The organism is Paraburkholderia franconis (assembly GCF_009362735.1).
Classification (GTDB): domain Bacteria; phylum Pseudomonadota; class Gammaproteobacteria; order Burkholderiales; family Burkholderiaceae; genus Paraburkholderia; species Paraburkholderia franconis.
The window spans coordinates 79,158-94,261 of sequence record NZ_WHNP01000026.1 but is presented as its reverse complement, the minus strand read 5'-3'; the positions used below and the strand labels follow the sequence as shown (position 1 = coordinate 94,261).

Annotated in this window: 11 protein-coding genes; 5 read left to right on the top strand and 6 right to left on the bottom strand. The window is 56.8% G+C overall.

The features are described from left to right. Positions 1-3: 3 nt before the first annotated feature. The 3 genes from dpdJ to dpdD are packed head-to-tail and all read left to right on the top strand — an operon-like array spanning position 4 to position 7,201. Positions 4-4,539: a protein DpdJ gene (gene dpdJ / locus GCT13_RS25555; RefSeq protein ID WP_193727759.1), complete on the top strand. Its 4,536-nt coding sequence runs from the start codon at positions 4-6 to the stop codon at positions 4,537-4,539. Beyond that, positions 4,539-5,066 carry a phospholipase D-like domain-containing protein DpdK gene (dpdK, locus tag GCT13_RS25550; RefSeq protein ID WP_152762842.1) on the top strand — a complete coding sequence of 176 codons (528 nt, stop codon included), beginning with the start codon at positions 4,539-4,541 and terminating at the stop codon, positions 5,064-5,066. Before dpdJ ends, dpdK begins: the two co-directional genes overlap by 1 nt. Further along, positions 5,063-7,201, top strand: a complete 2,139-nt coding sequence (gene dpdD, locus GCT13_RS25545; RefSeq protein WP_152762840.1) for a protein DpdD — start codon at positions 5,063-5,065, stop codon at positions 7,199-7,201. Before dpdK ends, dpdD begins: the two co-directional genes overlap by 4 nt. Before the next feature lie 278 nt (positions 7,202-7,479). On the opposite strand, the gene GCT13_RS25540 is transcribed toward dpdD, so the two are convergent. The 6 genes from GCT13_RS25540 to GCT13_RS25515 are packed head-to-tail and all read right to left on the bottom strand — an operon-like array spanning position 7,480 to position 13,065. Further along, on the bottom strand, positions 7,480-7,854 hold the full coding sequence (locus GCT13_RS25540; RefSeq protein ID WP_152762898.1) for a 6-pyruvoyl trahydropterin synthase family protein: 375 nt from the start codon (positions 7,852-7,854) through the stop codon (positions 7,480-7,482). Positions 7,855-7,887: 33 nt separating this feature from the next. Then, positions 7,888-8,622 (bottom strand): 7-cyano-7-deazaguanine synthase QueC, encoded by a 735-nt coding sequence (gene queC / locus GCT13_RS25535; protein ID WP_152762838.1) that lies wholly within the window; start codon positions 8,620-8,622, stop codon positions 7,888-7,890. Positions 8,623-8,635: 13 nt separating this feature from the next. Continuing rightward, positions 8,636-9,712: a DGQHR domain-containing protein DpdB gene (gene dbpB / locus GCT13_RS25530; protein WP_321574619.1), complete on the bottom strand. Its 1,077-nt coding sequence runs from the start codon at positions 9,710-9,712 to the stop codon at positions 8,636-8,638. Next, positions 9,709-11,004, bottom strand: a complete 1,296-nt coding sequence (dpdA, locus tag GCT13_RS25525; protein ID WP_152762836.1) for a tRNA-guanine transglycosylase DpdA — start codon at positions 11,002-11,004, stop codon at positions 9,709-9,711. The genes dbpB (GCT13_RS25530) and dpdA overlap by 4 nt, the downstream gene beginning before the upstream one ends. Next, positions 11,001-12,122 (bottom strand): DGQHR domain-containing protein DpdB, encoded by a 1,122-nt coding sequence (dbpB, locus tag GCT13_RS25520; RefSeq protein WP_152762834.1) that lies wholly within the window; start codon positions 12,120-12,122, stop codon positions 11,001-11,003. Before dbpB (GCT13_RS25520) ends, dpdA begins: the two co-directional genes overlap by 4 nt. Positions 12,123-12,129: 7 nt before the next feature. After that, positions 12,130-13,065 carry a hypothetical protein gene (locus GCT13_RS25515; RefSeq protein ID WP_152762832.1) on the bottom strand — a complete coding sequence of 312 codons (936 nt, stop codon included), beginning with the start codon at positions 13,063-13,065 and terminating at the stop codon, positions 12,130-12,132. Positions 13,066-13,534: 469 nt separating this feature from the next. On the opposite strand from GCT13_RS25515, the gene GCT13_RS25510 reads away from it, so the two are divergent. After that, complete coding sequence (locus tag GCT13_RS25510) at positions 13,535-13,978, top strand: helix-turn-helix domain-containing protein (RefSeq protein ID WP_152762830.1); 444 nt, start codon at positions 13,535-13,537, stop codon at positions 13,976-13,978. A gap of 453 nt (positions 13,979-14,431) precedes the next feature. Beyond that, complete coding sequence (locus GCT13_RS25505; RefSeq protein WP_152762828.1) at positions 14,432-15,103, top strand: hypothetical protein; 672 nt, start codon at positions 14,432-14,434, stop codon at positions 15,101-15,103. The last annotated feature ends 1 nt before the right edge of the window (position 15,104 follow it).

Genomic DNA, 15,104 nt, shown 5'->3' with positions numbered 1-15,104 from the left:
AAAATGACTGTTTCTGCTGACGCGCTCTTACTGCTCGACCGCATTGAAGCGCTCGAGATGCGCTCACTGGCGTGGGGTTTCACTTCTGGGTCCTTGGGAGAAGACGAGGTGCTGGGTCTTCTTGAAGGTGGCGGCCGTGCGGAAGATGCGTTGGAAGAGTTGATCGAGGCACGACTTGTTATCGAACAGGCAAGCGTGAGCGGCGGCAGGCGCTACCGATCGCGCTTCGCTGAGGCCGTTCGCCTTATTGCTGCCAATCGCCAACTTTTTGCCGGCAAGCCTTGGCAAGGTGCGCCGCGCTTAGTAGCCGACTTCCGCATCGATCGCCGGTGCCGTCGTTTTCCCCGCCGCGACCGACCACCAAGCGAGATACTGGCCGATAGTGAAGACACCATTGCGCCTACAGCTTTCCGTCGCGCGATTTGGGACTCATTGACGGGCGCCACTTTGGGATTGGCGGCCTTCCAAGAGCGCGCGACCATCCGCTTAGCGCAACTAGTCGAGGATGGCGGCACCATTGTTACTGCCGGAACAGGTAGCGGTAAGACCATCGCCTTTTATCTACCAGCGATGTCTGCCATCGGCGAGGCGATCAGCACAGAGCATTGGGTAAAAGCGTTAGCGATCTACCCAAGGGTCGAACTGTTAAAGGATCAGTTCGCCGAGGCGTTTCGAATGGCGCGCGCTATAGACGGTGCTCTTGCATCACACGGAAAGCGGCCACTCACTATCGGAGCGTTGTTTCGCGCAACTCCTCGTCATGCGTCCGCGCAGGAACTCAAGGGGCACGGATGGACTCAACGCGGCCGAGATTGGGCTTGTCCTTGGATGCGTTGTCCGTCCTGCGGTGAGGAGATGCTCTGGCGAGGTCCGGAACTTGAAAGAGCCCAAGAGCGGCTAAATTGTGCGCGGCCAGGTTGTGGCTCGCAAACGGACGAACGGCATTTGGTCCTAACTCGCCAGAGAATTCAGCAGCACCCTCCTGATCTGCTGTTCACAACTACCGAAATCTTGAATCAGCGGCTTTCGGACCAATGGACCCGAAGCGTTTTCGGAGTCGGCGGTGGCCGTAAGCCATTTCTCGCGCTCCTGGACGAGGTGCATACCTATACGGGCACTAGTGGGGCTCAAGCGGCGTTGACACTGCGGCGCTGGCGCCATCTACTCGGCGCACCCGTGCATTGGGCAGGCCTATCAGCAACGCTCGGAGACGCGGCTAGATTTTTTGCCGAACTCACCGGTGCACCCATTGAACGAGTCGTTGAGATCAGTCCGAGGTCAGACGAGTTCGAAGAGTCTGGCGCTGAGTACCAACTGCTTTTGCGTGGCGATCCGGCTTCGCGCGCCTCGTTACTCTCGACCACAATTCAGACTGCCATGCTGGTCGCACGCGTACTCGATCCACCTAGTGCGAACTCCACCTCGGGTGCCTACGGTCGCCGAGCGTTTCTGTTCACCGACGATCTCGATGTCACCAATCGCCTGTTCGACGACCTGCGCGATGCGGAGGCTTACACAATATTTGGCCGGCCAGACCCAAGCCGCCAGCCGCTCGCTGCCCTTCGCGGGGCCGGGAGAGACGACCGAAGCCGAGATCTCGAGGGGCAACGGTGGCGAATGTGCGAAGACATCGGTCATCCGCTCGATGCGCGACTGATTGTCGGCCGTACTACGTCCCAGGATGCTGGCGTCACCTCGCACGCGAACATCGTGGTCGCCACCGCCGCGCTGGAAGTGGGCTTCAATGATCCGATGGTGGGCGCGGTCATCCAGCACAAGGCGCCGCGAGGGATGGCTTCCTTCCTTCAAAGGAAAGGTCGTGCGGGTCGCAATCGTGCCATGCGGCCACTTACCGTAACGGTGCTCTCCGACTATGGTCGAGACCGCACGACTTACGAGTCCTACGAGAGGCTTTTCGATCCGCAACTTGAGCCACAGTACCTTCCGTTTGGTAACCCGTATGTCCTCAAAATTCAGGCGACGTTCGCGTTTTTCGATTGGCTCGCCGCTGAAACGGCGGGCTACGAGAAGGCGTGGGCGTGGGACATACTCAGCCGACCTATAGAAAAGCCATCAGCGCAGGTTTCGGCCGTGATTCAACGCGTAAAGGTTAAGCTGTCTCAGCTAGTAAAGGGGGATGATTCGGTAATCGCTAGCCTTCGGGGTCACTTGATGGGCGCACTTCGAGTCGATCAGGAGATAGCCCAAGGATTGCTTTGGGAGGCGCCGCGTTCGATCCTCCTGGAGGTTGCGCCAACTCTCGTCAGACGCCTATTTCGACAGTGGCGACTTGCGCTGCCCACGGGGGGTGCCCATCTGGACCTCCACGAGCCTTATCACCCGTTGCCTGATTTTGTGCCGCGAAACCTGTTCAGCGAACTCAGCTTGCCCGAGGTGCGAGTACTCGTACCGCCGGCAACGGTAAACCACGATTGGCGAACGGACGCTATGCCAGTGCTCCAAGCTCTTCGGCAACTGGTGCCCGGTCGAGTAACGAGGCGGTTTGCATTCGAGCGCGGCGGGTTGTCGCACTGGGTGCCGGTAGATCCGACGATGCCAGTTCAAGAGCGCCGGATTAGCGATTACGCAGAGGAACACGAGTTTGTTGGTGAGTTCACGGACACTTTCAATGATGAAGCCAATGACGGCCCCCTGCTCGTCTTTCGGCCGTGGACCGTTCGGCTGGCAAAAGTGGCGCGCACCGAGGCTCTGCCAAGCAGCAATGCACACTTGATTTGGCGGAGCGACATCGTCGGTAGAGGCAACCCGATTAGCGTGCCGGTTGCGCCTCGTTCGGCGTGGCGCCCTTTCGTGTCCAGCGTCGAGTTCTATCTACACCGATTTCGTGCCGGCGTGGCAGTTCGTCGCTTCGCACCGACTGCGCACGCGACCGTCCGAACGCTTCAAGATGAGTTCCCGGTTGTACTGCACTTTCGCAGCGACGACGGTCGACCCGCCGCGATAGGTTTCGAGCTTGAGGTTGATGGCTTTCGTCTGGACTTAACGTTACCAGGAGACCAAATCACCGCGGGTCTCCTCAGTCCAAAATTACTCGGCGCTTCGAAACTCTCTTACCTTCGGGAGCGGTTCAGGGAAGACGCTGACCTGCCGGATGACGTCAATCCGTTCCAGCGGGATTGGCTGTTCCAGATGCTCTGCGCGGTGATCGCCGCGGACCTTTCCCAAGAAAGGGGCCTTGCGAGGGGTGTAGACGAACTTCTCAGCGACGCACACATCGACGACATCTTCCGTGACGTGATGACCGAATACTTTGGATTTGTAACTTCCGAGGCTCAGGACGACGCGGATGAAGGCGGTGACGAGGACTGGAGCGAAGGGAACGAGGAAGAGGAACAGCGTGAGGAACCGCAAACTCAACGCGGTGCGGGTCGACTTCAGCGGGCTCTCGCTTCCCAAATTGCGCGTGCTGAGGTTCGTGAACGGCTTCGTGCCATTTCTAGGGAGGCCTTAGCGCCGGATCCGGCGGCCTTCAACCGTTGGCTCCGCCGACTGATCTTGGAGACATTGGGCGAAGCGATGCTGCAGGCCTGTATCGCCGCCGCGCCCAGGGAGGCGACACTGGACAGTCTTCTAGTAGATATCCGGGCGGCATGCGAGGATGGGTCTGCATCCATTTGGATCACGGAGACCACCTTGGGTGGCGCGGGGGCGTTGCAATCATTTGCCGAGCGTTTTGCTGCGGAGCCCAACATATTCTTCGACGCAGTTGAAGCGGCCCTAGCGCCGACTGACTTGGAGTTGGTCGACATTGGATTGCGGCGAATCTTGGAACTCGCCGGCAGTGATGCGAGCGTACGCGATAATATGAGTCGGCTGCGCGGCACGGAGTCGCACGCGGCATCCACTGTTGTGTGGCGCGAGCTCTCCCAAACGCTGATGCAGCGCGGAGGCGTTGACCTGAGTCACGCGCTCGTAGTCGCATTGAACAATCGCCTGCTACGCCCCGGGGCAAACCAGGATCTCGACCGTCTTCTTGCCGCACTGACTGCGCACTGGGATAGCCTAGAGCAGCGGCTTGGGGTAGCAGTTGGCATTCGGGAGTTCTCCTATGCTGTCTGTCAAAGCGAAGTGTGGCGCGATCGTGTGCGTGCCTACCTCAACACGAGTCTTCCCGGTAATGCCGCTGCAAACGTTTCTGTGTTTGCAGCAGTTTTCAGCATACTGTGGCCACGGGAATCTGAAGTCCGGCAAGCGAGCCTTCATTCCTACAACCCCTACCGCACAGGTCGTGCCACCGATCCGGCTGTTGTTCGGGAGTTGCTCCTGAGACGGACGTTGAAGACGGTTGAGCTATCCACGCCCGGTTGGAAGGAGGCTCTTTTGGCTGCCTTCGCAGAGGATGGGGCATGTCGACTGAGCGCGACCGGGGCCGAGGCGCGAAGGCTTCGTGCGGAGTTGGTTTTACTCGCGGCGAAAGCGGTCGATGTCGGTTTTCTACAGTTCTTCCCAGTTGTTGAACGGGTAGAACGTCGAGAGGACCGTATACTTGTTGATCTTCTCTTGCGCGAGCACGTCTAATGGAATATCCATCCCGCGACCTTCATGGCCCGTCGCAGGCTCGCGGTGTCCGCGATCTCTTCCAAACGCTATTCACAGCTGAGTTACTCAGTCCAAGCCGCGAGCTCTGGTTGTGCTTTGCCTGGATCTCAGATATTGAGGTTGTCGACAATTCAGCTCGCCATTTTGCCGCGATTGAACCAGACTGGCCGGCTGGGCAGATTAGGCTATCGCAAGTTCTCGGCGCGCTGCTGGCCAGAGGCTCGCAAGTGAGATTGGTAGTCCGCGAGCACGGACACAACGGGTACTTTGTCGCACGCCTGCAGACTCTGAAGGAACGATTCGGAGACCAATTGAAGTGGGTAGTCGAGAAAGACTTCCATGCAAAAGGTCTACTCGGGGACGACTACTTTCTTAGTGGGTCAATGAACCTTACTCTGAACGGGATCTCAGTCAATGGCGAACATCTGGTTCTAAGGACCGATCCAGCCGCGATCGCTGAGCAAGCTGAGCAACTTGAGCTTCAGTGGGGAGGCAGGCTCGCATGATCACCGCTGACTCGGGCGCTGCACTGAGCATTGCATCGCAGCTACGGGAACGGTCGAAAGGCGTCACGTTTCCTAACGGCACTCAAACATTGTGCGACCAACTGCTTGAGACAGTCGACAGTGCGAGTTTCCCAGGTGCACTGGTTCCAGAGTTAACGGCTGATGGTGAGCTTGTTGTAATAGCTTTCGCGGAGCCTGCCGCCTGGCGTCGCCTCTGCCCAGTGCTGCTTGCCTTCGCCGGGCCGACGCTGACGTCGTTCGACGGCTTGCCGGCTACTGATCCGGCAGAGGGTGACCTTGCCGCCGTGATCGCGGCCGTAGGTCCGCACGTGACTGCAACGATCAGGTTACCGTCCGCCCCTAGAGACCAGGAGATGGCGCTACGGGCTCTCGTACGTGCGCGTGACACTGTCGTCCGAGCACCTTCTCTGACCCGTACCGCGCCAGAGCCGACGAGCTGGCTTCTTGCTCGCTTCCAGGACTTTCTCAATGTTGGCCGCCGAGATGCGGCAACTGCGATTCTCGATCAGCTTCGCAACGAACTCCGGCTCGACGCCCTCAATTTACGCTTCCTCCAAGTTCAACTGCTCGCCACCTTCGAAGAGTGGCGCGAAATATTCAGTCTCCCCGGATTCACGAATCTGACGCTGGCGAGACGGACACCTGCTACCACCGCAATTCTGCTCGAAGCTCTCTATCAGAGTTGCTTGGCGCCGTTTTTTGTGGCTGGCGATGAAGAGGTGCTCCAAAAGGTCTATGTGGAGGAGGTAAGGTCGCTTGCCGCGCCTCTGTTGAAGTCTCCTCTTCCCGCATCGCTCCGGATCGGTGGATGGCGGATCGCGGGAATTGAGGCACTCATCTCACCTGGACGCACAGACCTAAGGTATGCGGTGGCCAATCGGCACGAGCAACTCGGGTGGCTTGCTAATCATCTTGCATCCTTCGCGAGTACAGAGAGATTGTTCCATCATGGGGCGGCCGACGACGCTCGCGAGCTTCTCATTGCCACTGAGGCGACGGAGAGTGTCGATGCCATGGCGGCAGCCCTTGCTGCGCTGACGCGCCTGAACGATGAGCAGCGCGCAGAACTTGCGCAAGCGGAGCCCTTCCGCTCGGCCTTGCGTGGACTGCAACATGAAGCCGGCAACGCCAATGTGCCAACGTCATGGCCGACATGGCTCGCCCGAACATCGGATCCGACATTTACGAACGCTCTCGCGTTCGCGCGCCTAGGCGCAGAAGAATGGCTTGTTGCCGAAGACGTCGCCGACCCTGCTTCGGTTTCGTCATTTCTAGATGGGCTGAACTACGCGCAAAGTAACCCGCTTGCGGCAGAGCGCACTGCGCAGGCGCTCCCATACCTCGTTGCCGCGTTACGAAAGGACCCGCTGTTTCCAAATCCCGGCATGACGCCGATTTACTCCGGTATTCTCACCCTGCTTGCACTGGGAAATGCTCGAGGAGCATCAACTTTCGATTCGAGTTTGATCCTCGTTGATGCGCTTCTGACGGCCGGCGTCAGTGCGACTGATTACCGGGAACTTGCCGCGGACGTCGATGAGATTGCGGGTGAGGGTTTCGGTGCGAGGATGGTCTACTGGGCACTCGAAATGATTGAAACATTCATGCGCTCACCCGCCCCTGATTCCTCAGCGAGGGATCGTCTAATTCACTCCGTTTTGGCTCGGCTTATTCCAATCCGCACACGGCTAAGCAGCCTTCAACAGGCTGCGCTCCACAATCTTTCCGAAGAGTTTGGATGGAGGCTCGGTGTGTCGCCTGCTAGACAGGATGCCCACAGCGATGAGCTTGCTGCTCGAATGCAAGGGAAGACAATCGCCATCTACTCCCTCGTTGAGAATGCGAGTCGCCAAGCCAAGGCTGCCTTGCAAGCCATCGCTAGCGACATTGACGTGCAGTGCAATGCCGATCCGGTCGGTTCATCCCAACTCCGCACCCTCGCGACTAGCAGTGATTTGTTCGTTGTCGCTTGGGCAGCGGCCAAGCATGCGGCAACCGACTTTATTCGAGCTCATCGCAATGGGCGGCCAATGGTGTACGCTGATGGGAAGGGCGTTAGCAGTCTACTGCGGGCCGTGGAGGACTACTTCAGCGGGCAATCGCGACAACACTGAACACGAGTTTCTCCGCCCGACTGGTATATGCGGGGCCACTCTCTGAAAAAAAAGCAGCCGACCCGCCCCGGAGTAACGAAGGTCGATTCTCATTGATGACTTGTAGAACCTAAGGCGCATACACTTAACAATCGGGGCTATAATCCGCGCCATTTTGAGGAGGTACTCGCTCAACAGGCAACATAATCTGCAAGCGAAACTGGTCGAGCGTCGGGGCATATGGACGCCCTCAATTTGCCATGGCTTTGTGTTGCTAGTTAGACAGCGAGTGCATTCTTTCAAGCCATCATTACTTGCCCAAGATCGCAGCAATCCCCACTCGCAGGGCGCTCCACGCGAACCTTAGAGATATTGGGTAATGTGCACGACAGGTGCTGGTAGATGAAGGCGCATAGCCCTTCGAGTGTCGCAGCGCCGAGTCCGGGTACCTCATCGAGAAAGCGATGATCGAGTAGGTCTCGAACGCGGTCAATTTCCCGACGCAGTAAACCTAGATCGACAACCATTTTCGTCGTGGGATCTGGAGAGCCGCGTACGAACACTTGCGCGTGATACGTATGACCGTGAACGCGACGGCTACCCTCGGCGTCGATTTCTCGATGAAGCGTATGCGCGGCTTCAAAATAGAACTTCTGGCTGAGCTCATAGTTCATCAGTTCTGGTTTCACTTTGATGTCCCGCAACTGTTACTCGCGCGCAAGCTCGGCGGCGCCGCGCTTGTCGGACCGCCAACCCGAAAACGAGTCGAAGCCCTTCTCGCGCAATTTACATGCTGGACACTGACCGCATCCGTAGCCCCAGACGTGACGCGCCGAACGATCGCCTATATAGCACGTATGAGTCTGCTCGCAGACTAGATCGACAAGCGCCGTCCCGCCCAGCCTCTCCACTAGGTGCCAAGTCTCGGCTTTGTCGATCCACATCAACGGCGTTTCGATGACGAGTGGCGTATCCATGCCGAGTCCGATCGCGACCTGAAGCGCCTTCAGCGTGGCGTCGCGGCAATCGGGGTAGCCGGAGTAGTCCGTCTCACACATGCCACCGACCAGCACCTGCAAACCCCGCCGATAGGCCACTGCGGCTGCGAGCGTGAAAAACAGCAAATTTCTACCGGGCACAAAAGTATTCGGCAACCCATTTGCTTGCATCTCAATGGCCTTACCCGCAGTAAGTGCCGTATCGCTGACCTGACCAAGAATGGAGAGATCAAGCATGTGGTCGTCACCTAGCTTGCCGGCCCATGCCGGAAAGCGTTCGCGCAGGCTGGCCAACACCTTCGGTCGGCACTCGAGTTCGATGGCATGCCTCTGCCCGTAGTCGAATCCAATAGTTTCCACATGCTGATAGCGGTCGAGTGCCCATGCGAGACAGGTCGTTGAATCCTGCCCACCGGAGAATAGTACCAATGCGTGGGGTTTCATCCGTGCACCTCGCTTACGAGTTGGCAACTTGGCGTGGCTTGCGCAGCGCACGCTTCATGGAGCGAACGAGATAGTTGGTTAGCAGATCGATGTCGCTCGGCGTGTTCTGGATACCATTCCACGGACGTTCGTCGTCCGGAGCGAGTTTCCACTGACCGCTCGTCCATGCGGTGTACTCCTTCAGAAGTGTGAGACCATGCTCAAACTCCGTCCGCGTGGTGGCACCCTCACTGGAATAGAGAAACTCCATCACGAATCCCATCGCTACGACGCCAGCACCGTGGCGCAGGCGGGACGTCTTGGGGCTCATACCAATCCATTCGCTTCCAAAGACAGTGATAACTGCCTCGAAGAAGGCATTCACAAATTTGTACGCCCGATTCTCGAAATCTCCGTCTTTGATGAACTCGCGAATCGCACCGTCGGAGGCTGAGTTCATCACGAGTTTCTGCATAGCCGTATCGCTTAAAATCCCCTTGGGGTTCGTATGCTGACGGATTTCTCCGTATAGCGAGGAACCACGAGTAAAGTTCAGTCTGTCGACAATGCGTGCAGCAAACTTACGTGCGGTAAAGCGCTCCGGTAAGCCTTCGACGGTCGGCAGCAACTCATAAATGAGTGTCTTGGGCAGTGGACGGGTGTTATTGATCAAGACAAACTGCTGCCGCAGTTCGTTGTAGTCTTTGCAAATAAGCGCGGACACGAAAACTTGGAAGCCGGGTTTCGTAATTCCTGACAATGCGCTTAGTCGTTGCTGGCCGTCCACGACGAAGCCAGGTTTGCTATCAGCAACTTTGATCTCGATGTCCACAACGCCGTCACCTTTGTCCTTCACCTTGACACCGCCGATGAAAGCAACGATAAGTGCGTTCGGGAGAAGCGCATCTTCACGCCTCAGATAATCCCGAATCTCTTTGATATGCGAGGCTATCTGATGGCGTTGAAAGCCGCGCAATTGGCCGTCCTCTTCCCGGCCTACGCGTTCGATCTCCGCAAAAGACCAGATTTGTTCAGGGGTAGCCGCAAATGTGAAGACATCGTGCTGGGGAGCTTGTGATGCACGAATTGCCTTGAATCGGTAGACGCTCACCGATGATTCTCCAGAGTACGTTGTACGTGTTTGTGATAAACGCCTAGGTTATGGAACCCTCGGCGTTTGTTTCGATTGCTCGAGCGGAAGATGATGACTTCGACGCCTGCCTTGATGCAAACTGAACAGTTACAACGTTTCCACGGCGCCTCATCGAGCGTGCGTTCGACGAGCGTTCGCATTTTCATGAGTTCCTTCTCGTGCTTTTCAATCGGGAGACCGTCACCGAGTGTCAGAAACTGCTGGTAATCCATGACCGCATCGAGGGCCTCGGTGGCCTTCCCGCTGCCGCTATCGAACTTGCGCAATGCAGCTAGGGCTTTCTGTTCCCGCTTCTGGAGATCCTCAGCACTAAAGATCCCGCGCTTGATGCCCTGCATCAGTCGCGGATTCTCGATTGCCTGCGGGATGCGGATTGCCGCGTAATAGTCCAGTCCTCCTTTTGGGGACTCCATGTAGTAGTTCGCCTTGGCATCCTTGAAAGCTCGGATGAGCGGAGACGTTGAGTCGAAACTGGTTATTCCGAAGTTCGTAAACTGATGAATACTGTCAGCCTTGGCGAATCCGAGCAGATGTATGTTCGTTTCCGGCTTGATGGCATCGCGCAGTGCACGCAAAACATGCTTGATGACATCGACCTTAAGCGGAACAAGCCCTCCAATCGCCAAATAGCGATATCCCATCTTTTCAAGACGGACTGCGGCATCCGCCATACTCGCCGGCGACCAGCCTTGGACCGCGCCCAGAGGTTCAAAGGGACAATTCTCGGCTTCCGTGAGGGACAGAAATTCCTCCGCATTCCCAAGAGTGATCTCGAAGCGCTCTAAGATTCCTGGAGCCATTTCGCTGGCTGGAGGGTTGTCCGTTAAACAGTCGAAAATAATATGGTCCGGCGACACTCCGTGGGTGAAGCCTGCATCTGAATAGAACTCGACTACTTCCTGTGGGGGATAGGCAGGGGCTTTGCTGTCAGCATAGGCAAAAGCCCCGCAGTCGCCGAGAACCATCGCGTCCTTGAATTTGGGCCCACCGTATCGCAAGAATTTGCGTACGCCATCGCGCAACATCCGCTGTTCTTCGGCAGTCGAATAACGCACTTTGGACTTTGCCACGCCGGCAGCTTGACGGACGGCGCTCATGGAGACCAACAGTCCATCGTAGGGAGCTGGTGCCATGAGTTCATGTGCATACATGTCATCCCAGTAGCGACGCCGACCGGGTGCATTCACATCGTTTATGAAGTCATACCCTGGATCAACATAGTCCTGAGTATCGGAGTAAAGAAATTTCATTGTTTCATGGTGCCGGTGTAAGCTCGGACGAGCGCGTCCTGTAGTTTTCTGATATCGCGATGCGTGTTCTGAATTTCATTCCAACCAAGACCCAGTGATTCCCACGTGCCTTTGGTCCAGCGACAGGCCGATGCCATTTTTTCCAACTCCCTGCGCACCGTCTTGTAATCCTCGCCAAGTCCTGATAGACGGGCGTAGATCCGGTCCATTAACACTCCCATCGCTTCAATACCCGCCGAATGCATCAGGCGACTGCGTCGCGGATCGGCGCCCCACGCTTCTGGAAATACGTCCCGCACAGCGGACCAATAGGTCATGAGGACGTGGTACATACCTTCAACATCCACGCCATCCCGACCACTTGACTTGTAGGGGGCGAGCGCACCCAGCGGATTGTTCATGCTGTTGCGGATCATGGTGATAACTGCTGTGTCAGTAATCACGCTGGTACTGCTGCTTTTTTCCGAAATGCGCTTTATCAGCTTATAGAAGGGGGACTCGGGATCGCGGTTGAGCAGGTTACAAATTTCCGACGGAACCTTACGCGCACTCAATTCCCGGGGCAGTAAAATGCCGCGGGTTTCTGGGAGTAGTTCGTTGATCAGTCGGGTCGGTAGCGGTTTGGCCTTGTTAACCAGAATGAACTGTTCGCGCTGAATTTCCAGGCTATCGGAAACGAAGCCAATGACCGGTACGGGAATGCCTTTTCTCTCTGTCTGAGCTAGAGCAAGCGAACGTTGCTGTCCGTCAACAATCCAGGCGACTCGTTGCCCCTCGTCGTAAGCAGGGATTGTCAAAGTACCCGCTTGCGCAATGCCTTGGTCGCCGGTCGGTTTCGTGCCTCGAGCTGCTGCGAAGTGAATCGCGGGAGACATTGCCAAGATAATCGCGTTCGGGAAAAGTACGTTTCCCTGATTCAGGTAGTCGACGATGCCCTTCACATGTGAACGGATCTCCGGGCGCTGAAATCCCTTGAGTTCGTCAGACTCGTCACGCTCCACCCGCGAAATGTCTGCGACTTTGACTATGTCTGCGCCCTGAATGAAAAAGGCATAAACGTCCAGTCCTTCGCCTTGGGTCGTGCGCAAGGCACGTACGACGATTTCCTTTCTGGCCATGGTGGCGTCAGCCCTTAGTGCTCAGATCTTGTTGGAGATGGCTCCACAGAGCCCGGAACCGCGACTGCTCGCAGGCAACGAGTGCCTCATCTCGTAGATATCGGAGTAACCGTGAAGATGTGCCATCAAACCGACGCCAGTTTTTACGTAGTAGCGCCAGAATTTCACTGTCAGTTTTGCGTTCCCGCACCGGAATGACAGGTTTCTTTAGTGCGAGCATCGCTGCAGATACAGCTGCCCTAGCGTCATCTAGAGGAAGACGATGCCCGGACAGGACCTCAACGAAATGGCGCAGCGCACGCTGCGGGAAGTCGGTGCGCGTACCAGCGTATGACGAGCCTTCCAGGCGCTCGTCATAGGGCAGTACGACATGGCGAGCACGCTCGGGAACAAGTGACTGGCCACGAACAGACGTAACGATCCTGAGGCGACGGAGTTGATTTGGCTTCAGGGATGAAAGTTCTTCAGTGATCAGCGCTATGTAGCTTCCGGGTAGCGCGAACAGTACGAGAGCGTCCGCATTGCTTTCGAGCAATGCGCGGACAGAGCGAGGCTCACCCAGTTCTGCCGTCAACGCGGCCCACCAGTCACTCGGATTCTTGCCCAGATGTGCTAGCAGCGGCTTCAGTGAATTAGCACCTTCAGCGACGGTCAGATTGTAGGCAGGGATCGCGTCCTCGCCTCGAATGACACCGAGTCCCGCAGAAATAACGTGCAGACTGCCATCCAGCATGGCAGTAACCTGTCGAGCCTCAGAAAAGGCACGACCCATGTAGATGTCTTGGGCTTGCCCTGAGGGGCGCGCTTGCCTGATCGCCTTGGCCCAAAGAGTTGCTACCGATGACAGAGACCCTTTCATCTTCGTAGCGGTAAGGGTGATAGCGTCGCCACCGACACGCTTTCGGTTTGTGCAGTTAGTAACAACAATCAATTTGCGACTCATAACTGCACCCACGGTTGTAATTTCTCTCCAGAAAACTGCAAACTTATCAGTTTGACAGTGTCGCATTTATCACGAACAAGTACCAGCAACGCTCAAAATTATCAAAATGTCAAGCTGGTGTGCAGCTCCGACGCAACGGTGCCGAAAAAATTTGCGGGACTAGTCCAGCAGACAGAAAGGGCGATATGGCCTGGTGCTGAGTCTTGGCGGGGGATGTGCCAGACAATGGGTACCGCGTTGCGTCTGGGTCCGCTGGATCGAGCAATAAATCGATACTGAAAGAATCGATGGAAAGCTGCCATGGATAGAAGCGTTGAAAAAATCCCAGAAAATCAATAGCTTGTCGTCGCTGCTGACAATACATAACACGTATCAATAAAAAAGCACTTAAAAATCAACAACTTATGATGGACTAACAGAAAAACTTGTAGCACCATTCCTAGACCAACTGATCACCGCACTGGGTTACATGAGTCCGTTCAGCATCCTTCTTCACGAGTTCCGCCTGCGCAGCAACCTAAGGCAATCCGACCTCGCCGAAAAGCTCGGATACGAACAGTCGTACCTCTCGTCTCTGGAAGTGGGGCGCAAAGGGCGGCCGACGCGCGAATTTGTGCTGAAGCTTGTCGAAGTTCTGAGCCTGCGCGATCAAGACGCTGAAGAATTGCTACAGGCATGGGAAGACTCATGCCGAACGATCGAAATCCCTGCTGACGCGCCGCGAGCGCTGTATGAGGCCCTGAATGAAATTCGCAGGGCGATGGACCACCTTTGCCCAGCTCAGATCGAGATTTTCCGCCAAACCGCGCGAATGACTGGCGAGTCGCTCGATGATCACAAGCCCGACAGGCTTCGTATCAAGCGGCGTAGAGACCGACCGATCAAACAGATGGAGGACACGGAAATGGAGTGAGACAGAAAAGCAAAAAGGCGAGCTAAGCGCTCGCCTTTTCGTGGAGAACAAGAGACGTTGCTCCGGGCTCCGTAGAGCTAATACTCACTGTTGGCGCATTGAGTATTGCTCCCGGCTGTCCCGAAGTCAACTCCCCTCTTGTTCGTCCAGTGACCGCGCGCGTCTGCATTGCCAGAGGCAGGCATTTGTACGCCCCCGTTCAGCACTGCGGGCGCGCGAAACACATGTCTGTTCGGTGCCGCCAAGTCATTGCGTCAGACACGAAGGGGAGGAACGAACTTTTGGACTAGCCAACAGAACGTGATCGCGGCGGTCTACAAGCCATCGCGACGCTTTCACCGAGGGAATGCTGTCAGACGCGTGCGTAGACGGACTGCTACGCGATGACCACCAATTGCCTCCAAGTGCCATTTTTCATTTGCGCGCCGTTGCTCGGTGCGCAGGAGCATGCTCATGCCTACGAACCGCAAACGTTCCTGCAGTGAAATCCGCAATGACATGATTTCGGAGTGGCAAATCGCGCAGCCCCGTCGCGTGCGTCGAATCGTGACCCGATCAGGTCGCGGCGTCCGTGGTGTGTTTCCTAGCCGGAAAGCCGCGAAGCCGGCCGAGTTCGAGAGCCTCGCCGAAGAGATGGCGCTGCTCGTACTGGAGATCGCGACATCGATCACGCATATCGAGACGCAACCGACGGTCTTTGAATTCTGTGACAGCGATGCGTCACGCCGATATACCCCGGATATCGCCACTCGGTCAGCCGTAGGCACGACCTACTTCGAAGTGAAATACGACAAGGCGTTGACGTCCGACGGTGACACCGTTGCCCGACTGCGACGCGCAGTCGACCATCTACGAAGCGAAGGCCACGTACTCCGATTCCTACTTGAGAGCGAACTCGCAGCGAGCCACCTGCTGAACGAGATCCGCGAGTTGCTACGCGCCCGCCCGCCGAGAGGCCGCTATCGGTCCAACATCGACCCGACGCTTTGGGATCCAGAACGCGGAACCAGCCCTGGCCCCGCGATGCTTGAACGATGGCAGTCCGCCCAGCGACAGTGCGACGAGTTGCTCGCACGAGTCATGCGCCGGGATCCCGACGACCTGCTTCCTGCCGAACAGCGCTGAG

Coding starts and splice junctions, on each gene's coding strand:
- dbpB (WP_152762834.1), bottom strand. CDS start 12,122: ATGGCCAGAAAGGAAATCGTCGTACGTGCCTTGCGCACGACCCAAGGC.
- dpdJ (WP_193727759.1), top strand. CDS start 4: ATGACTGTTTCTGCTGACGCGCTCTTACTGCTCGACCGCATTGAAGCG.
- dpdA (WP_152762836.1), bottom strand. CDS start 11,004: ATGAAATTTCTTTACTCCGATACTCAGGACTATGTTGATCCAGGGTAT.
- dpdK (WP_152762842.1), top strand. CDS start 4,539: ATGGAATATCCATCCCGCGACCTTCATGGCCCGTCGCAGGCTCGCGGT.
- dpdD (WP_152762840.1), top strand. CDS start 5,063: ATGATCACCGCTGACTCGGGCGCTGCACTGAGCATTGCATCGCAGCTA.
- GCT13_RS25505 (WP_152762828.1), top strand. CDS start 14,432: ATGCCTACGAACCGCAAACGTTCCTGCAGTGAAATCCGCAATGACATG.
- GCT13_RS25540 (WP_152762898.1), bottom strand. CDS start 7,854: ATGAACTATGAGCTCAGCCAGAAGTTCTATTTTGAAGCCGCGCATACG.
- queC (WP_152762838.1), bottom strand. CDS start 8,622: ATGAAACCCCACGCATTGGTACTATTCTCCGGTGGGCAGGATTCAACG.
- GCT13_RS25515 (WP_152762832.1), bottom strand. CDS start 13,065: ATGAGTCGCAAATTGATTGTTGTTACTAACTGCACAAACCGAAAGCGT.
- GCT13_RS25510 (WP_152762830.1), top strand. CDS start 13,535: ATGAGTCCGTTCAGCATCCTTCTTCACGAGTTCCGCCTGCGCAGCAAC.